The 18,019-nt window shown below is 41.6% G+C and carries 19 protein-coding genes; 11 read left to right on the forward strand and 8 right to left on the reverse strand.

Features of this window, described 5'->3' with window-relative positions; translation table 11 throughout:
- Window positions 1-20: 20 nt before the first annotated feature.
- Window positions 21-656 (reverse strand): FMN-binding negative transcriptional regulator, encoded by a 636-nt coding sequence (locus UYC_RS0108600; protein WP_016877221.1) that lies wholly within the window; start codon window positions 654-656, stop codon window positions 21-23.
- Window positions 657-782: 126 nt separating this feature from the next.
- On the opposite strand from UYC_RS0108600, the gene UYC_RS0108610 reads away from it, so the two are divergent.
- Window positions 783-2,066 carry a RuBisCO small subunit-like domain-containing protein gene (locus tag UYC_RS0108610; protein ID WP_016877219.1) on the forward strand — a complete coding sequence of 428 codons (1,284 nt, stop codon included), beginning with the start codon at window positions 783-785 and terminating at the stop codon, window positions 2,064-2,066.
- Between the two features lies 1 nt (window position 2,067).
- On the opposite strand, the gene UYC_RS38545 is transcribed toward UYC_RS0108610, so the two are convergent.
- Window positions 2,068-2,244 (reverse strand): hypothetical protein, encoded by a 177-nt coding sequence (locus UYC_RS38545; RefSeq protein ID WP_157787698.1) that lies wholly within the window; start codon window positions 2,242-2,244, stop codon window positions 2,068-2,070.
- Window positions 2,245-2,393: 149 nt separating this feature from the next.
- Here UYC_RS38545 and tmk point away from each other — a divergent pair, with 149 nt between their 5' ends.
- Entirely contained in the window at window positions 2,394-3,110 is a 717-nt protein-coding gene (tmk, locus tag UYC_RS0108615) for a dTMP kinase (RefSeq protein ID WP_016877218.1), read from the forward strand.
- 8 nt (window positions 3,111-3,118) lie between these two features.
- Here tmk and UYC_RS0108620 read toward each other — a convergent pair whose 3' ends face one another.
- Window positions 3,119-3,487 carry a cyclic nucleotide-binding domain-containing protein gene (locus UYC_RS0108620; RefSeq protein ID WP_016877217.1) on the reverse strand — a complete coding sequence of 123 codons (369 nt, stop codon included), beginning with the start codon at window positions 3,485-3,487 and terminating at the stop codon, window positions 3,119-3,121.
- Window positions 3,488-3,575: 88 nt separating this feature from the next.
- Between UYC_RS0108620 and UYC_RS0108625 the strand changes: the two genes are divergently transcribed.
- From UYC_RS0108625 to rpsU, 4 genes are all read left to right on the forward strand, one after another.
- The gene (locus tag UYC_RS0108625) at window positions 3,576-4,520 is read left to right on the forward strand and encodes a DNA polymerase III subunit delta' (RefSeq protein ID WP_016877216.1); all 945 of its coding nucleotides are present in this window, start codon (window positions 3,576-3,578) and stop codon (window positions 4,518-4,520) included.
- A gap of 875 nt (window positions 4,521-5,395) precedes the next feature.
- Window positions 5,396-5,701 carry a hypothetical protein gene (locus tag UYC_RS0108630; protein ID WP_235083033.1) on the forward strand — a complete coding sequence of 102 codons (306 nt, stop codon included), beginning with the start codon at window positions 5,396-5,398 and terminating at the stop codon, window positions 5,699-5,701.
- 549 nt (window positions 5,702-6,250) lie between these two features.
- On the forward strand, window positions 6,251-6,556 hold the full coding sequence (locus UYC_RS0108635) for an RNA recognition motif domain-containing protein (RefSeq protein ID WP_016877214.1): 306 nt from the start codon (window positions 6,251-6,253) through the stop codon (window positions 6,554-6,556).
- Between the two features lie 105 nt (window positions 6,557-6,661).
- Window positions 6,662-6,856 (forward strand): 30S ribosomal protein S21, encoded by a 195-nt coding sequence (gene rpsU / locus UYC_RS0108640; RefSeq protein WP_016877213.1) that lies wholly within the window; start codon window positions 6,662-6,664, stop codon window positions 6,854-6,856.
- Between the two features lie 33 nt (window positions 6,857-6,889).
- Here the strand turns inward: rpsU and UYC_RS0108645 are convergent, their stop codons facing one another.
- Both UYC_RS0108645 and UYC_RS0108650 read right to left on the reverse strand, forming a co-directional pair.
- Window positions 6,890-9,637, reverse strand: coding sequence for a zinc-dependent metalloprotease (locus UYC_RS0108645; RefSeq protein ID WP_016877212.1), 2,748 nt, complete (start codon window positions 9,635-9,637; stop codon window positions 6,890-6,892).
- 520 nt (window positions 9,638-10,157) lie between these two features.
- Window positions 10,158-10,337 (reverse strand): hypothetical protein, encoded by a 180-nt coding sequence (locus tag UYC_RS0108650; RefSeq protein ID WP_016877211.1) that lies wholly within the window; start codon window positions 10,335-10,337, stop codon window positions 10,158-10,160.
- Window positions 10,338-10,936: 599 nt separating this feature from the next.
- Between UYC_RS0108650 and UYC_RS0108655 the strand changes: the two genes are divergently transcribed.
- From UYC_RS0108655 to UYC_RS0108665, 4 genes are all read left to right on the forward strand, one after another.
- Window positions 10,937-11,710 carry an ABC transporter permease gene (locus tag UYC_RS0108655; protein WP_016877210.1) on the forward strand — a complete coding sequence of 258 codons (774 nt, stop codon included), beginning with the start codon at window positions 10,937-10,939 and terminating at the stop codon, window positions 11,708-11,710.
- Window positions 11,711-11,839: 129 nt separating this feature from the next.
- Entirely contained in the window at window positions 11,840-12,733 is an 894-nt protein-coding gene (locus UYC_RS0108660; RefSeq protein WP_016877209.1) for an ABC transporter ATP-binding protein, read from the forward strand.
- Window positions 12,734-12,747: 14 nt separating this feature from the next.
- Window positions 12,748-12,894, forward strand: a complete 147-nt coding sequence (locus UYC_RS37640) for a hypothetical protein (protein WP_157171227.1) — start codon at window positions 12,748-12,750, stop codon at window positions 12,892-12,894.
- 284 nt (window positions 12,895-13,178) lie between these two features.
- On the forward strand, window positions 13,179-13,799 hold the full coding sequence (locus UYC_RS0108665; protein WP_016877208.1) for a TMEM165/GDT1 family protein: 621 nt from the start codon (window positions 13,179-13,181) through the stop codon (window positions 13,797-13,799).
- A 53-nt stretch (window positions 13,800-13,852) separates the two neighbouring features.
- On the opposite strand, the gene UYC_RS0108670 is transcribed toward UYC_RS0108665, so the two are convergent.
- On the reverse strand, window positions 13,853-14,716 hold the full coding sequence (locus UYC_RS0108670) for a tetratricopeptide repeat protein (RefSeq protein WP_016879352.1): 864 nt from the start codon (window positions 14,714-14,716) through the stop codon (window positions 13,853-13,855).
- A 375-nt stretch (window positions 14,717-15,091) separates the two neighbouring features.
- Between UYC_RS0108670 and UYC_RS0108675 the strand changes: the two genes are divergently transcribed.
- On the forward strand, window positions 15,092-16,102 hold the full coding sequence (locus UYC_RS0108675) for a hypothetical protein (protein WP_016879353.1): 1,011 nt from the start codon (window positions 15,092-15,094) through the stop codon (window positions 16,100-16,102).
- Window positions 16,103-16,235: 133 nt separating this feature from the next.
- On the opposite strand, the gene UYC_RS0108680 is transcribed toward UYC_RS0108675, so the two are convergent.
- Entirely contained in the window at window positions 16,236-17,405 is a 1,170-nt protein-coding gene (locus UYC_RS0108680; protein ID WP_016877205.1) for a homocysteine biosynthesis protein, read from the reverse strand.
- A 41-nt stretch (window positions 17,406-17,446) separates the two neighbouring features.
- On the reverse strand, window positions 17,447-17,845 hold the full coding sequence (locus tag UYC_RS0108685; protein ID WP_016879354.1) for a DUF4351 domain-containing protein: 399 nt from the start codon (window positions 17,843-17,845) through the stop codon (window positions 17,447-17,449).
- Window positions 17,846-18,019: the final 174 nt, after the last annotated feature.

Consider the following 18,019-nt stretch of genomic DNA (forward strand, 5'->3'; position numbering starts at 1 on the left):
AGCGATCGCCTTTACCAAAGCTATTGCTGTTCGCTAGTTTCAAGATTCTGTTGCATAGCTGCACCTATGGCTTGAGCATTTGGATCTGCACTTTGTAGTAATGCGTGTGCAACATTGTATTGCTCGTTTTGGCTGCGGTTTTGGCTAAGTTTATATTTCCCTTCTAATCGCGTCACAATCATTTCAAAACCAACAATACCGTTCATCATGCCTTCGCGGAAGTTGTCAGATAGGTTGTGCCACTGTGATTTGTAATCCGAGCCATAGGTATCAATCATTGTGTCTATCATTTTGTCCATCAGTTCCCTGGAGTCGCTGAGAGTAATAATTTCAGGCACACCATAGGCGTGAACGGCAATATAGTTCCAGGTTGGCACACTCTCACGCTTTTCATACAAAGATGGTGAAATATAAGCATGAGGCCCGGTGAAAATAGCAAGTGATTCAATCTCTCCAAACACCTGCCAGTGAGGATTTGCTTTGGCAAGATGACCCGTTAGCTTAACAACATTATCTTGCACTGTGACGACGAGTGGAATATGGGAGGCAATGGGGAGATGATTGTGGACAGACACTAATGTGGCGAAACTATTGGCACGCATGAAGGCGACTAGCTTTTCAGTGTCTTCTTCTCGAAAGGCATTGGGAATGTACATGAGACTTGAACATTTTTATCAATCAGTTTTTTTCAACTTATATCAGTTTCCGTCAAAAGATAGCGATCGCTTGTTGTCAGAAAAAATTAACATTATTTTAAGCAGTGCTATCAATTCCACAGGTTCATGAGTTACTATATCGCTCCTCGCTTTCTGGACAAATTAGCAGTTTTTATTACCAAAAACTTCCTTAACCTGCCTGGTGTAAGAGTACCTTTGATTTTGGGTATTCATGGACGTAAGGGCGAAGGCAAATCCTTTCAATGTGAGTTAGTCTTCGAGAGAATGGGTGTGGAAGTTACTCTCATTTCTGGCGGAGAATTAGAAAGTCCGGATGCAGGAGATCCAGCACGCCTGATTCGTCTGCGCTATCGGGAAACAGCAGAATTAATCAAGGTACGCGGCAAAATGTGCGTGTTGATGATTAACGATCTAGATGCGGGCGCGGGGCGCTTTGATGAAGGTACGCAGTACACGGTGAATACTCAGTTAGTGAATGCCACACTGATGAATATTGCCGATAATCCCACCGATGTACAACTTCCTGGTAGTTACGATCCAACGCCTTTACATCGCGTGCCAATTATTGTGACAGGAAATGATTTTTCTACTCTATACGCGCCTTTGATTCGCGACGGGCGGATGGAAAAATTCTACTGGGAACCAGATCGAAGCGACAAGATCGGGATTGTGGGCGGAATTTTTAGTGAAGATGGGCTTTCGCAACGGGAAGTAGAGCAGTTAGTGGATACTTTCCCACATCAGTCAATTGACTTTTTTAGCGCTTTGCGTTCCCGAATTTATGATGAACAAATCCGCGACTTCATTCATGAAATCGGAGTTGAGCGCATTTCTCAACGGGTAGTAAATAGTTTAGAAGGGCCACCACAATTTAAAAAGCCTAATTTTAGTCTTTCTCACTTGATAGAGATGGCTAACTTGATGGTTGGCGAACAAAAACGAGTGGAAGATTACCGCTTAGTGTCGGAGTACAACCGGAATATGCGCCAACATTATCAACCTGCCGTGACGCCGCAACCTGTAACACCTGCTACTAGTTACTCAGGCAATGGCTCAAACCAACCAAGCACAACAAACGGCTTCCAAAAACAAGAAAAAACTAACACTAAGTTAAGTTTAGAGACGGTAGAACAAATACGTAATATTTTATTTCAAGGTCATAAAATTGGCGTTGAACACGTAGATGAGCGGCGTTTCCGTACTGGTTCTTGGCAAAGTTGTGCGCTAGGTCAAATTCAGAGTGAGTCGGATGCTATATCAACTGTAGAATCGTGTTTAGCCGAATACAGTGGCGAGTATGTGCGGTTGGTAGGCATAGATCCTAAAGCAAAACGACGGGTTTTGGAAACGATTATCCAGCGTCCTAACGAAAAAGTCGTGAGCTGGTAATTTAATTTGAAACTGGAAAGGCGATCGCACCTAACAATACCTTCGCCAAAATCCAACACCCTAGAAGGGTGTCGCTATACAAACCAAGGCTGCCTCCGCAGCCTGTAAGTATTTCAGCCCACTTTGCCAGGGGTATGGAGTGGATTGACAAAGGAAATACACATACAATCACGAGCATCCACCCTTAGCACCAACTGCGATCGCTCTTACCCCGTATCAATGGGCTTAGATCCACAGGTCAAAATAGGTTATATTACATTCCTTAATATTTGAGGATTCTAGTGTAGACTCAAATTACCCAGCACGGTAGCAGCAAAATCAAAACGCATGAAGGGTAAATTAATTGTATTTGAGGGAGTCGAAGGTTGCGGCAAAACAACCCAAATCCAGCTTTGTGGTGAGTGGCTGCAAAGCCTTGGTATCCCTGTAGTAATTACTCGCGAGCCTGGGGGAACAGAGTTAGGCTTGCATCTGCGCCGCTTATTACTGCAAAAGGCAGAAGGAGAATCATCAGAACCATCTGCCTTTCCTATTACCGACAGAGCAGAATTATTGCTATATGCTGCCGATCGCTCGCAACACGTCGAAGAACTTAAACCAATTCTGGCAGACGGAAAAATTATATTGTGCGATCGCTACACTGACTCTACCGTAGCCTACCAAGGTTACGGTCGCGGTTTAGATATGAATTTAATTGTTCAACTCAATACCATTGCTACCAACGGGCTAGAAAGCGATTTAACTATCTGGCTGGATGTTGATGCTGAGGTGGGGCTAGCTCGCAAACGTCAAGCTTCAGCAATTGCCGATGGCGATGGTGCTGCCGCTATCCCCGTCGCACCCGCCAGAGGCGATCGCATTGAGCAAGAAAATATAGCCTTTCATCGTCGCGTTCAAAAAGGGTATACAGAATTAGCTGCGTCTTACCAAGAGCGAATAGTCAGGGTAGATGCTAGTGTGAGTGTCAATGCAATGCAACAGGCAATTCAGAAAATTTTGCTCTTAAAACTGGATGGGTGGGGATATAAGCAAGTTAAAAGTTAAAAGCAGTGTTATATATTTTGCTTGATGCGGCGCAGGCGCTCTGAGAAGCTCTGCATCACTTGTAGCGCGAACATGGGAGTTTCTTGAACGGCAAAAAGGAAACGATCTTTGTTCATAGATGCAATTATGCAGTCAGTTTTGGCGATCGCCGTGGATGCCCTATTTCGAGCTGGATGAACTAAAGCTCCCTCACCAAAAACATCACCTGCTTTAATAATTTCGACCACTTTTCCATCAACACGCAATTCTACTTCTCCCATCAAGATGCCATACATAAAATCTCCTTCCTGACCTTGTTCAAAAATAACTTGACCGGGAGAAAATCTCAATTCTGGTTGGTTTTGGAAGATTCTCACTGTTTCTGCTGGTACTAACATGATTGTGTAACTCCTATGTATTAGTTCTAACTTTAAGATTGCTTGTGCTAGTACACAAGCCTTGAGTGAAACTGCTATACATTCAATTATGAATGACTCATTTGCACAACTTATAGGGCAACCACAAGCAGTAGAGTTACTGACTCAAGCTGTTAAACAAAACCGAGTTGCACCAGCCTATTTGTTCGTAGGGGCAAACGGTGTAGGGCGGGGTTTGGCAGCACGGTGTTTTATGGAATTGTTATTCAGCAATGGTTTATCTGAAGCTATTACTGTCATCCGCACCAAACTGCAAAAAGACAACCATCCTGATGTGCTGTGGGTGCAACCAACATATCAATATCAAGGACAACGTCTGACAGCAACCGAAGCAGCAGAGAAAGGACTCAAGCGGAAAGCACCGCCTGTAATTCGTCTAGAGCAAATTCGCGAAATTGCTGAATTTCTCAGTCGTCTACCATTAGAAGCGCCAAGGCAGATCGTAGTTGTAGAACAGGCAGAAACAATGGCAGAAGCTGCTGCCAACGCCTTGCTGAAAACTTTAGAAGAACCAGGGCAGGCAACACTAATTTTGATCGCTCCTTCCCCAGATTCTATTTTGCCGACACTGGTATCACGCTGTCAACGCATTCCTTTTTATAGTTTAGATACAGCCGCAATGACTGAGGTACTCAAACGTATCGGTCATCAAGAAATTTTGCAACACCAGGCAGTATTGAGTATTGCCGCTGGTAGTCCGGGAGAAGCGATCGCTGCTTATCAACAACTGCAAGCGATTTCCCCAGAACTACTCCAAGCCGTAACCAAAATACCAAAAAACTACATCCAAGCCTTGCAGCTAGCTAGAGACATTGACAAGGCTTTGGATACTGAAGCACAACTGTGGTTAATTGATTATCTTCAGCAATCTTACTGGCAGCAGTGGCAGCAACCGAGTATTGTCAAGCAGCTAGAACAAGCTCGTAAATCTCTGCTTTGTTACGCCCAGCCCCGCCTTGTTTGGGAGTGTACATTTTTGAAGTTGTGCCAATAAAAATAAAAGTGGGAGTTAGCATATCAGTCGCTTTCCACTCCCACTCTGACATTTACTACTGAAGTGAACAGGAATATGTAAAGACATTGCCATTTATTTAGGGGGCTAATGTGGGACAACGACAATGCCATTACACACTTAAAATTCCTGGCGCAGTAAATGTCAAATCTAATTATTATTTATTAAGTTCAACAATCAATTTTTATATCATGTGCGGAAAAATTTCCTATTTGCTGAAAATATGTTTTTAGAGAGAGTGCATCACAAGATTTTCGATTGTGATACACCCTGATAACAACACCCTTGAAGTCGTTTATCTTTATTCAATTTAACTGAGAGTATCGAAACTAGGTTGCCATTTTGGCAAGATTATTCTCAGTCCAAAAAATAAGAAGGAGTAAGAACTCAAAATGCAGTCCTCATCATTACTCTAGCTATAAGTAATGAAATATAAGAATAGAAGCTTTGCATTTTTTCGCCTATCAAGGTTGAAGAAACAAACCAATGGCTCATCTTCTAATTATGTAAATTTCCCAAACTCATTCTTAAAATACAAATCCCCGACTTCTTAGAGAAGTCGGGGATATAATAGGACATAATTACTCTAAAATTTATTTTTTCAATTCCAAAACTTATGATAATTACATTATTTTGCAATCAGGATGAAAATTATATCTTCTATCTTGTGAAGTAAATAAAAATAAAATAAATATTTTTTTGGAGGTTAGTTAGAAAATATAAACTACAAATTTATTGTCTTGCATGAATGTGTGATGACTCTGGCAGCAAGAAAGAAGAATTAAGGCTTTCATATTTCTTCATTAAATTCTAGGGTAAAACCTACACCCAGCCATCACTTCGCTTATGACTAAATTATGTACACGGAGAGACGCCAATACGCCTTCTTTTTTGCTCTTTTTAAGAAAGGCGAGCAGGTGCAGGAAACACTCCATATGATTAAAAATACTACTCCTAGACAAGATATTTCTCCAAGCAGACGTAATCCATTACCTCTTTTAATGACAGGACTATTACTTGGTCTGATTGTTGGTGCTCCTTTAGGGTGGTTTAGCCACCAGCTTTTCTTTCGATACCGCTCGGCTCAGGTTCTATTGTGCCGCCAACAACACTTTGGACAACCAGAAGTTGAGCTTCAGCGTTTGTGTGGCTCCTTATATTAGGCATAAGAGTAGCTATACAGTACAGTAGTGACAATATAGCAGCCTCTGTAAGGTGGGCACTTTTAAGCCCTTATGTTTACGTTCTTTACATTGCCCACCCTACGGTGATTGAGAATGGTGAGCTGGGTTTCCTGGCATAAAGCGACTGGCGTCACCTGGCGTGAACTGGCGGTGCAAGACTCTCATGGGTGACTGCCCACAATCAGAGCATGAAAAATCGACCACCGATACACACAGATAGACACAGATACATACAGATGGGTTACGGGTGTGCTCCGTTAGCTCCCTTTTAACCTCCCTGTTCCCTATTCCCCCAACCCTATTTTCAAGACAGATCTTTGTTCCCAAGCAAAACCCTGGTAGCAAATTTTCACTATAAGTTTCTAAATTACGGTGGGTAAGAATTGAATTTTGTACTAACATAGCAAGCGAGAATAGAATTCGGTAATAGTGTTTGTTTGTGGTATTGATGGGCTTTAACCTTTTGATATTGGCAGGCTTTTCTCCGAAATCTACATCTCCACACACTCATGATTTTGGAGAAAATCTATGTCAGTTTATGTAGGCAACCTCTCTTACGAAGTCACAGAAGAGGCTTTGAATGAGGTTTTTACAGAATATGGTTCTGTAAAAAGAGTTCAGTTGCCTGTTGATCGTGAAACCGGTCGTGTACGTGGCTTTGCTTTTGTAGAAATGAGTTCAGAAGCTGAAGAACTAGCTGCTATTGATGCGCTTGATGGTGCTGAATGGATGGGTCGTGACTTGAGGGTTAATAAGGCGAAACCCAAGTCAGAAGGAGGTTCATTCGGTGGTAGACGCGGAAATAATGGTGGAGGATATTCTCGCCGTTACTAAATTTTGAAAACAAAATTTAGCTTTTAATTCTCTTGGGCAGAGTATGTGTCTGCCCTTTTTTATTCTTTTTTGACTGAATTATAGCCGATCATAAGGAGCAAGCGAATGACTCAAATCGTAGTGGGCGAGAATGAAGGACTTGAGTCAGCTTTACGTCGATTTAAACGGCAAGTTTCCAAGGCGGGAATTATGCCAGACGTAAGGAAACACCGTCACTTTGAAACGCCTTTAGAAAAAAACAAGCGCAAAGCTAAAGCAATTGCTAACTCTAAGCGCTACAAGAAACGTTTCCGCAGTTAGCCAAGGAAGTAGTGGCTCGATTGACATCTAGTCCTATTTTGAGTGCAATTCTGCATTTAGTGCTTTAGTAATGCGATCGCTTGTTTCTTCTAGATGAGCTAGCGTATAAATATCAAGGTCGTCATTCTGTTGCTTAAGGCTAGTATCAATAGCTTTGCGGAGTTGGCGCAATTCGTACCAAGCTAGGGTACGGCTATCTTCAGGTACATCGCTAGTGCGCAATACCATCTCTAGCAAAATGTTCAGATGTTCTCTTTGCAATGAACGACGGATGCTAGAAATTGGCTTTGACTGACTTGAGCCAAAAACTTCTGTCCAAATACCTTTTTGCAGAGTATCGAATAACTCAGGCATAGATAATGCTTCCCCTGGCAGGGATTTGAATTCTATATCTCTTAAGCGATGGAGGCGATCGCTATTTAAAAGCGATCGTAAGATCCCACTTTGAAAATGCAGAATCCGCTCGTGAATTGGATAATCAAGGCGGGATACGGGTATATAGTTCCCCCAATGTTGCCACCGCGATGGTGCCAGCTGATTGAGCAATTGCGCTGAGAAACTGAAAGCATCCTCAGCAAACACATTCTCTTGTAACGTCGTTAGTACCTGACGTTGTTGTTCTAAAGAAACTGGTACAAAACTGGGGCGAGTATCGCTATCGGCGTGGTGACGCCAAAAATATTGCCCGCCTATATATTGAGTTAGTAAGGAAGCGTTACGAAAATAGTATTTGAGTACTCGATTGAACAATACACGCAAATCGCTATAACTTTCTCCTTTTAATGGATAATGCTTTTCAAGTTGCTGCCACATCATGCGGGCATTATCCATTTGCCACTTAGAATAAAGCAGTACATCGTTACTCATATCCCAAACATTGGCAAGAGGGTTGATGTTCCAAATATCTTCATCAGTGGCATAAGATAATTCTGGTTGGGGCGAAGCCAAAGCAATCTCCTCTAAAAAAGGTTTTTCAGTTTCAGGAGCGATCGCCTCTGTTGTTAAGTGCGGGTGAGGTTTATAACCATACACTATCGCCCATTCGTCGTAAGGGCCAATAATTGCCGGAAAATAATCGCCTTGCTCTACTCCCACAGGTGCTAGATTCACGGGCAAATAATCCATCACCGAACCTACTAAGCCTTTGGTGTGAGTAATTTCGGTATTGTTTAATTCCTGAGGTGCTAACATAGTACTGCCGTGAAAGTTGTGACGCAAACCCAAAGTATGCCCAACTTCGTGAGCAATCAGAGAACGCAAATATTGATGCACGTACTTTTTCATCTCATCACTACTAGGTGTAGTGTTTTGCAACAATGACAAAACCAGTGCCCCCATTGCTGCTTGATTTGAAGACTCCACACCATAGCAAAATTCAGAATCAGGCACAGGGATGGAAACATTTCTATCTACTTTGTATTTCTCCCCAAAGGCTTGGCATAAGTTTTTACCCTCTTGAGAAAAGGATTCATCCATAAATAATGAATTTGTTCCCATCAGTGCCCGATATTCTTGCTGAATTGAACGCACCATGTTGGCATCCACAATTATATCTGCATCCAATATTTCTCCAGTCAGAGGATTAACACGTGCTGGCCCCCTGGCGAAACCTGCATCTAAAGAATTAAACCAGCGAATCGTGTTATACCGCACATCTGCTGGCTGCCAATCTGCATCATCTGGCATTTGCCGCACTTCAATAGCATTTTGAAATCCGGCTTTTTCAAATGCTTTGTTCCACATCAAGACGCCTTCACGAATTGCGTCGCGATACTCAAATGGCACAGCATTTTCAATCCAAAATACAATCGGCTTTTTAGGTGGAGACAAGGGTGCGCTACTGTCAGATGGTTCTAAATGCCAGCGATGGATGTAACGTACAAATGGTTCTCGATCGTGATTGTGAGAGAAATCCTGAAAGGCAGTGATAAAATATCCGACTCTGTCATCAGCAACTCTAGGAATATAACCGTTATTTTCAGGTAGCTGGGAAAAACTGTAATGTACTTTGAGAGTTAATGCTCTGCTGTCAGGTAAAGTGACTAAGTATGCTCCTTCTGGTGATGAGAAATTGTAAATTGAGTCAATCTCTAAGTTGAAAGGGAAACTGTTGACATCCCCAAAATATGATTTTTTTGCTTCTAAATGGTAATCAGCCTGCAAAAAGTATTTCAACAGGGAAGTTAAACCAGGAAAATCCTGCATGAGCAGGTCATCAAGTTTAATTAGAATGCTTTTAGTATACGGATCGATACTAGCTATTTCGAGTGCATACAAAACTGAATCGCTAAAAGAACGAGCAAGCGATCGCCCTTCTGGTTCACCAGGCTGGGCACGGAACTTAACGTTACGAACAACAAAGTGCAAGTGATAGTTTACTCGTTGGAAGTAGAAGAGAAAATCTTGCAGAGGTAATCCGCTATAAATACCACTCTCTCCCACACCTGATTCTAATGTAACTGTGCAGAGGTAATTTTTATTTAGCTGTTCTGGCTGAATTTCCCAATAAATCTCACCAGAATCCCGATTGTGATAAAGGGTAAATAGTCCCTCTAATTTATCTGTATCTTTTAATATCTCGCGAAATCGTCGAAAATCTTCTTTTCTATGCTCTTGCTCTTTATCTGTGTGCTCGGCAATGACTACATTTTCAAATCCTGGTAAGTCGTTAAATGGCCGTACATAATCACTTAAAACTTCGGCTATTGCATTATTAGTTCCAAACAACAAATTGCACAATAGTACCGTATAGATTGTTAATTTTGCAATCCAGTCTTTCATCCCTTAGCTATCCTACGAAGCGGTGTTCGTCTTTATCAACCGCTTAAGTAATAATAGATTAGCCGTTTTTTTCTTTTTCAGGTAGCTATGATTTTACTAAATTTAATTCATTTTTTGGAAGATTGCTAAGTTAATGATTAGGTTTTCTCAATTTTACATATATTGTTGATTTTAAATCTGATTCATTGAGTAATTTTGAAGTCATTACAAAAGATAGGATGGGCTGCTACAACTCATCTTTGAGTTACATATTGTGGAAGGTGATAAGTAATTCACCGCGTTCAAATTTTTCCACCAACCAATCAAGGTAGGCAGAGGACTAATGCTAGATAGGCATCAGGCTATTAAGCTAGATTCTATGTTAACCGTAGCTAATGTCTGTGGCAAATGCTACCATATGCGCTGGATTTGTTGTCTTGCCAACATTTCACTCGATTCAATCTTACTCATCACCAAGATTTGGTAAAGACAGCTAATAGGCTTTTGACCATTCGACTATTAGCTTGAGCTATTGGTATCCTTACAGTGAGTTATTATCGGCTTTTTTGCCACCAATAATTGCTTGTACTAGATTTCCGACAAAGAAGACAAACGCTGCAATTAACATCAGTAGCATTAAGCTCGCAAGAGAAGCAAATGGAGAGATGATAAACAATAATAAAAATACAAACAATAAAGTAGTTATCAGTGTCTTATTCATAATTTTTTTCTCTACTTCATTTCTACTTTTAACTTAACGTACTTGCTTGTAATTAATTATCTTTCTTTAGAAGCAACTAGATAATCATTACTGTGGAAATATGTTCCGTTCGGATTTAGGCAGTATCAAATCCAAGTTATCAGCGTAATATTCTGCCTAGACGTTAGTATTTTGAATCCGAACGAATAAAGAAATTATGTTCTAAATTGTACTGTACTATAGTCAAAATTATCTTCGTTATACTTTTTCTTGTGTTACCTCCACACAAACTCAAAAACCACATTCCCAACTTTTTTGAGAAGTCGAGGATCTGGATCTAGGCTTAGTTTTCAGATCATTGAGCGATCGCAGGCTATCTTCTCTGCATCTATGTGAATCAGCCATCAACTATATAAATTTAGTAATATAACTTAATATTTGTATATACTTTAAGGTATCTTGTTAAACCAACCTTGATTCAGCCCTCGTAAATCAAGGTTACTCTGTTACTTCTGTCAAAGGCGCTCATACTCCAGCCAATAGAATAGTGCAGACGAGGGACACATGGCTGATGAAAGTAAATAGGCGCGTTGACTTACCACTGCTGTAACTAAATCGCGATGAAACACTGGCGTGAAACAATGGCTGTGACTCAGCGCATTTTAATTGAACTATTACGGCGCAGACGCAGTCTGATTTTTTGGATTATCTTCCCTATTTCTGTGCTAATAATTAACGGATTTGTTTTGGCAGAAAGTATGAAGCTGTCAACAGAACAAGGTTTTGAATACGCTGCTCCTTCTACTTTAGTAGGAGCAGCACTATTTTTTAGCTGTTTGGGTGGTAGCGTTTCTACCGTGGTATCAGAAAGAGAACAGCAAACCCTCAAACGCCTTTTTATCTCACCATTAAGTGGTACGTCCTATTTTCTGGGTATTTTTTTAGCTCATAGTTGCATTGGTATTGGACAAACATTACTCATTTACACAATTGCAGCATTGTGGGGTGCAACCTTCAAAGGTTCGGTATTCTTAGGAGCAATAATTATTTTATTGAGTATCATCGCTTATGTTGGTTTAGGCTTTATTTTAGGTACACAATTGGCTCGCCGTACCGAAGATGTCAACTCACTAGTTGCTGCTTTTGGAGTGCCCTTATTAATTGTAGGTGGGGCATTTTTCCCAACAACATTTTTACCAGAAACATTACTTGAGATTGCTAAAATTAATCCAATTTATCATATGAGTGAAGCTCTCTTAGGAGTATCTGCGCAGGGGAACAATCTAGGAGAGATTGCGTCTCATCTCAGGTTTCTATTCGGTTTTGCTGCCATTATGATTTTTGGGGGTTGGATCGCCTATCGACGGATGCTGTTAGTAGAAAGGAGATTGTGATAAGTAGAAGGCAGAAGGCAGAAGGTAAAATGGCCTTCCTGAGCAGGTTGTAAAGGTTGGTATTTTACGTTTAATTATATCTGCCTACTTGCTCACCTTTCACTAATAATATAAAACTAATATAAAACTATGCTCTCTATAGAAAAGCTCAATAAATCTTATGGTAAAAGGCAAGTTCTTCAGGATTTAACTCTGTATGTTGCTCCTGGAGAAATATATGGTTTACTAGGTGCAAATGGAGCAGGTAAGACTACTACGATTAATATTATTTGTAATTTATTACAAGCTGATAGCGGCACAGTCACTATTAATCATCAGCAAGTCTCAGAAACAACCAAAAATTTCATTGGTATTGCACCACAAGAAAATTTATTATATAAAGGACTTTCTTGTGAAGAAAACCTCAAGTTTTTTGCAAAAATCTACGGTTTAGATAGAGTAAAACGGCAGCAAAGAGTTAAAGCTGCTTTGGCAGCTGTGAATTTATTAGATAGAGCAAAAAGCCCAGTAGAAACTCTAAGTGGTGGTATGCAACGGCGCTTGAATATTGCAGTGGCATTAGTGCATCAGCCGAAGTTAATCATTTTAGATGAACCTACTACTGGTTTAGATATTGAAGCGCGCTACGAAATTTGGGAGCTGATTAAACAACTCAAAAATCAGGGCATGACAATTTTATTAACGACTCACTTATTAGATGAAGCAGAACGTTTGTGTAACAGAATTGGTATTTTGAAAAATGGTTGCATTTTAGCTGAGGGTTGTTTAGAAGATTTGCGTAGTTATATTCCAGCTAAAGAAATTTTGATTGTGCAGACTGATGAGGAGGAGGAAGCGATCGCACGTGCAATTGCTTGTGGTTTTACGCCCCGGCGCTATGGAAACGATTTGGCTTTTTGGTTATCAGAGCATTTGGAATTAAAAGAGATAATTGCACAGTTTGATGGCATTGCTATTGACTCAATTTCACGGCAACCTGTGAGGTTAGAGCATATATATATGGAATTGATACAAGCAGGTTGAGACAGAGATTAAGCTTGAGAGAGCATTCTGGCTCTAGTTCTCGTTACCAGGTTGAACTTGGCAACGAGGGTATTCTGGTACAGCGATCGCACTCGCTAGGGTATTGGTCAATTAGTTGTTTAGGGAAACTAAGTGATATTGGCTTGTGGACAACAAAATGACTAAAATACCCAGTACTCAGTTCCTAATCTCTTTACCACAACTTTAGATAGATGTATAATTACCTAAGAATAGAAGGGGAGTAGCTGCTGGCAAAAACCATAGCCAGTACATCTGAATCAACATACTGGCGATGAGCCTGGTTCAGATGACAAGCAAGCAAAGATTAGCTAATTGGAAGCGAGACCTTCACTGAGTTCACACAAAAAAGTGTGGAGCTTGGTGAAGTATTGCACCTCTCATCAAGCCCGCACATCAAGAAAACAATCTTTAGGAGCTTGAGAGAGTGCTAACAGCTTTTACCGCAGGTTTATTACTAATTACAATTTCTGAGTTAGGGGATAAAACTTTTTTTATCGCCGCGATTTTATCAATGCAGCATTCCCGACGCTTAGTCTTTACGGGAGTGACAGCGGCTTTGGCGGCGATGACAATACTTTCTGTAGTATTGGGACAAGCAGCGTCCTTACTGCCAAAAATTTATATCTACTACGCTGAAATTGTTTTATTTACTGCCTTTGGTATAAAGCTGTTGTACGAAGCCAGCAAAATGCCTGCTTCTACTTGCGCCACAGAAGTTGTAGAAGAGGCAAAAGATGCTGTAGCAAAAGCAGAGAAGCAGTTGGGAAACCAAAAAACCTCTTGGGCAATTATCTTAGAAGCTTTTTTATTGACATTTATGGCAGAGTGGGGCGATCGCACACAATTTGCCACTATTGCCTTAGCTGCTGGTAAGAACCCTATTGGGGTAACTATAGGTGCAATTTTAGGACACGCCATTTGTGCAGCGATCGCTGTCATTGGTGGACGAATGTTAGCAGGACGAATTTCCGAACGTATCCTCACTTTCGTTGGCGGATGCCTGTTTATTGTATTTGGTATTGTTGCCGCCATAGAAGGAGCATGAAGAAAGAGTGGGAGACGCGGAGAAATTATCAAAAACTTTCCCCGTGTCCTCTTTTAAGGTTTGGGTGCAGGCGTTGAAGCAGCAGTCGGTGCAGGGGTGGTGGCTTCAGTTGCTCTTTTGTTAATTTCGTCTTTATACTGAGCGGGTGCTAAAGTCGCAGCTTTACTAAATAAAGGTTTTGCCTCCTTCGATTTACCTTGCTCTTTCAAAACCATTGCCTTTGCTAAAACCGGGCGAAAATCATTGGGAGCGCTTTTGATTGCTTGATCGTATGCAACAGAGGCTTGATCGTAGCGTTTTTGAGAGGCGTGAAGATTACCCAACATTACCTGCACAGCAATAGTATCCACACTACCAGATTCATTTTTATTTGCCTGAGTAGCTTTAGAGAGGGTATCTTGTAATAAGCCAATAGCTGCTTCCGGGCGTTTTTGCTCTAGCAAGAGGGCTATCATCCCTTGCAAAGCATTAAGATCGCCTGGTTTTGTTTCCAAAATGGAGCGGTAAGCTTGGGCAGCACCTTCTTTATCGCCGATTTGCTGCTTTGCCTGCGCTAGTAGTACGGCGTATTTGGTCTGTTCTGGATTCAGCTTGGCTAATTTTTCTAGAGGTTCAATTACGCCTTGAATTTCACCCACACCTAAACTCAGTAATTGCAAACGTGTTTCCAGTAAGCCTCGCAGCGCTGTTTGGTTTTCTGGCTCTCTCTGCAAAACCTGTTCGTAACCCCGAGATGCGTCTTCCAGTTTTGATTTTTGGTCAGAGGAAGAAGTTCCTGTGGTGTTGGAAAAGTTTTGGCGGGAGTATTGCGTATCACTAAACGCGGCTATGATCGGAACCATAGATACTCCAACAAAACCTATTACTGCCAGCACTAGCACGACTTTAACTAACCAGCGATTACGTGACTCAGACACAAAACCGTCCTTAACTCTAATGAGATTATCGTTTACAGAAATAGAGAAAGTTAAAACTTTGAAAAACTTTGCGGAATACTGTGAATGATTTGTGAAATTTATAACAAATTCTCATTTACACTGCCAAAGCAAGGGATGAAATTAGTAAGAACTGCCTAGATTGTAACGATGCTATGCTTCCGAAATTAGTGTAAAGGCGTTAAATTACACATTTAGTATGTGTATGCGAAAAATCGCATCTTTCAGTATGATAGCAGGGCAAACAGAAGTGGCTGTTTAGAAAGGAAATATACTTTCATCAGTCGCACAAACGCTCTTTTCACTTGCCTTAGTAAAATCCCACAATGGGATGTGTCTCCGCTCCAAGGAGTTTTTATGAATTCCGACCTGATGCCGTCCCCTGAATCATCAAATTCAACAAATTCTGGTGAAGCTCAAATCAATCAACAGACAACTGCTCATGAAAATGTAGCAGCCGAAGTATCTCAGCCAGAGAATTCGCCTGATACACCAAGCAATACTGCTAATGATGATGCCAACTTAGCAAATCGGCAGCATCCGATTCCACCTCCCAGCGAACCGATGCAATACCGAGCCATTGGTTTAGTCCGAGGTCGTTACATTGCTAGCAGTGAACAGTTTACTCAAGGTGTAATGGTAACCGCAGATGGCACAAAACTTGATGCTGTGCTTCTTGGTCGAATTATGAGTTTAGTCAAAAATCATCTTGACTTAGAACAAGAGCATCTGTGGGTAGTTTATCCGCGCACCCGCCAAGAAAACGACAATTTGCATCTCCAGATTGTCGGGGTTTGGGAGCCAGAAAATTTGGCGAAAGCTGAACAGCAGGAAGATTTGACCTCACCAGAGGAGCCGCCGCCGAATCCTAGTTCATCGGAGCAGCCCGAACTAACTACAGAGGATTTCACACCCTCAACAGAGATTCCAGATGGTGGTTTTTCTGTTCGTGGCGAAATAGTTTATCAATCGTATGACACTGGAAATTTAGTAATTAAAATTAAGCAATCCCCCCGCAAGCCAAATGACAAACCCAAGTATTTTAAATTGAAGCTAAAGGGTAGCCTTGATGCCAAAGCTGTAGGAAAGTTTTGGGATTTACAAGTGATGCGGGAAGGAGAATGCTTGGTTATAGAACACGGTGAAGCGATCGCTAACCTACCCAAAAAAGGCGGTGGCAGAAGACCGCCGTTCCGAGGAGGTAGGGGGCGTCCTGGTGGTGCTGGTGGCAGGAAACCATACCCTCCCAGAAAACCTGGAGAAACCCCACGTCCAAATAAAAAAGTAGGTGACTCTTTACCAACTAAACCAACACCAAAAGGTGTTACTCCTAAACCTGTCAAACGACCAAAACCACCTGAACAGTAGAGTTGGGTACTGGGGATTGGGCGATTCGATTTTGGATTTACGATTTTGGATTGGAATTTAATCTAAAATCCAAACTCTAAAATTCCCAGTCCCTAGTCCCTAGTCCCTAGTCCCTAGCCCCCAGTCCCCAGCCTTAAAACTCCGTCCAGCGGTCTTGAGGAAGAAAAGACCGCTCCATCGGAATCGAGGCAACTGGCTCAGTAAGAGTAAAGGTGCCTGCTTCAATCCACTGTTTCAACTCTTGAGCGACTTGTCGGGAGAGAAATATACTAGCAAGAGGTGCGGTACGCACTACTTTGCCTTCAATCAAAATTCGTCCAGATTTAAGTTGAGCGTAGCTCACTAAACCAAAGGTGGGGCGTACTCGCCGAGGAATGGAAAAATCTACTATTGGCGCTACCAAGTCTTTGTCTTGCACTGCACATCTAGCTACTATTTCCTCGTTGAAGACGGGAATGGGTACACCTACACCTAACATCAAAGAAGGGCCGTAATTTTTGAAGTAACAACCCCGCACCCAACGAGGATTCATTTGTTTGGCATCACCCATTAAAGCTAAAGTGGCAGCCGGGCCTATGGGTGTACGATTGGGTAAACGCTTTTGGAGTGGAAAATGCTGCGTGCCTTCCCATGCCACATAACCAATCCCACCTCCTAAGAAAATTCGCGTACCAATCCCAACGACTTGCAGATCGGGGTCGTTGATTAAGGGAGAAATGGCACCAGGGTTAGAGTAAACCGCATTGCCCAAACGTGGTTGTAAAGGGCCAAGATAAGTAAATAGCGGGCGATCGCCTCCATTGACTCCGACAATAAAATTTTGATAAAGATTTCTAGGGTTAAATAAATAAAACTGATTAATAGTATCGCGAGTAATAGTGGTTTCAAAGGTTGCTCTAGGGTAACAATCTGTTACTTGTCCTTGGGCGCGTACTTGAACTGGTTTACCTGCGATTAAATCTTCTATAACATGACCGCCACCATGTTCTCGAACTTCTTCCCCCTCGACTGCTTCCACGGCACAACTTGCACCCAAATATAAATCAACAGCCCCAAACCCTGGATATGCTGGCACACCATCTAACCAACAGCGACGAATTTTAATTGGAGGGTCAGTATGTCCGAGATTAATAATTGCACCACTAGATTCCATCGGCTCAAAAGTGCCGGTGGTAATAACATCAACTTCCTTGGCAACTTTAGTTACACCAACTTCTGCAACTTTTGCTTTTAATTCTTCAACAGTCAATACTACAGCACTTTTGCGGCTGATTTTTTCATTTATTTCCGCAATTTTTCGCATATTTTATACAGCGGATTTTATTCGTAGGAGTGGGTGTCCAACTAACTGATTAAATCAGTTTCGCTAGAGAAATCCAACAGTGCTACTCTTCGAGAAGCCGCGCAAAGCGCGTCTACACCCAAATCTTCTAGTTTTGTGATTGATAAAACACGTATCTTTTGTTCTATCTGAGGAGCGATCGCACCAAGCCGACGAGTAAGCAAACGCAGGATAAGTGTTAGTGCCTCCTCCTGCTTTCCTTCTTGTTTGCCTTCTTGTAAACCCTTTTGGAGAATGTCTTGATAAATGACAGATTCCCGCATAATTTCCTCTCTAAATAGCTGTCGAATCAAATCTTTTTCAAACCGTAAGCCAGCCAGAATTTGTACACAAGCCGATATGTTTTGTCGTTCTTGTGTTTCTTCAATCATATCGACAGCAGCCGCGACTTGTTCTAACAAGGCTCTTGGTGATTTAGTTCTAGCTAATGTCGCCAGTGGTAGAGGTAAGATAATAGGGAACAGGGAACAGTATAGAGAATGGTAATTAATTTTGTTTAGATATTTAAAACTATTAAAAATAAAAAACGCCCTTCATTCATGAGTAGGGCGTCTTTAGTTTCCTTCAAACTTCAG

This window comes from Chlorogloeopsis fritschii PCC 6912, assembly GCF_000317285.1.
Taxonomy (GTDB): domain Bacteria; phylum Cyanobacteriota; class Cyanobacteriia; order Cyanobacteriales; family Nostocaceae; genus Chlorogloeopsis; species Chlorogloeopsis fritschii.

Coding starts and splice junctions, on each gene's coding strand:
- UYC_RS0108645 (WP_016877212.1), bottom strand. CDS start 9,637: ATGAAAGACTGGATTGCAAAATTAACAATCTATACGGTACTATTGTGC.
- UYC_RS0108655 (WP_016877210.1), top strand. CDS start 10,937: ATGAAACACTGGCGTGAAACAATGGCTGTGACTCAGCGCATTTTAATT.
- rpsU (WP_016877213.1), top strand. CDS start 6,662: ATGACTCAAATCGTAGTGGGCGAGAATGAAGGACTTGAGTCAGCTTTA.
- UYC_RS0108675 (WP_016879353.1), top strand. CDS start 15,092: ATGAATTCCGACCTGATGCCGTCCCCTGAATCATCAAATTCAACAAAT.
- UYC_RS0108610 (WP_016877219.1), top strand. CDS start 783: ATGAGTTACTATATCGCTCCTCGCTTTCTGGACAAATTAGCAGTTTTT.
- UYC_RS0108660 (WP_016877209.1), top strand. CDS start 11,840: ATGCTCTCTATAGAAAAGCTCAATAAATCTTATGGTAAAAGGCAAGTT.
- tmk (WP_016877218.1), top strand. CDS start 2,394: ATGAAGGGTAAATTAATTGTATTTGAGGGAGTCGAAGGTTGCGGCAAA.
- UYC_RS0108600 (WP_016877221.1), bottom strand. CDS start 656: ATGTACATTCCCAATGCCTTTCGAGAAGAAGACACTGAAAAGCTAGTC.
- UYC_RS38545 (WP_157787698.1), bottom strand. CDS start 2,244: ATGCTCGTGATTGTATGTGTATTTCCTTTGTCAATCCACTCCATACCC.
- UYC_RS0108620 (WP_016877217.1), bottom strand. CDS start 3,487: ATGTTAGTACCAGCAGAAACAGTGAGAATCTTCCAAAACCAACCAGAA.
- UYC_RS0108635 (WP_016877214.1), top strand. CDS start 6,251: ATGTCAGTTTATGTAGGCAACCTCTCTTACGAAGTCACAGAAGAGGCT.
- UYC_RS0108630 (WP_235083033.1), top strand. CDS start 5,396: ATGTACACGGAGAGACGCCAATACGCCTTCTTTTTTGCTCTTTTTAAG.
- UYC_RS0108680 (WP_016877205.1), bottom strand. CDS start 17,405: ATGCGAAAAATTGCGGAAATAAATGAAAAAATCAGCCGCAAAAGTGCT.
- UYC_RS0108650 (WP_016877211.1), bottom strand. CDS start 10,337: ATGAATAAGACACTGATAACTACTTTATTGTTTGTATTTTTATTATTG.
- UYC_RS0108625 (WP_016877216.1), top strand. CDS start 3,576: ATGAATGACTCATTTGCACAACTTATAGGGCAACCACAAGCAGTAGAG.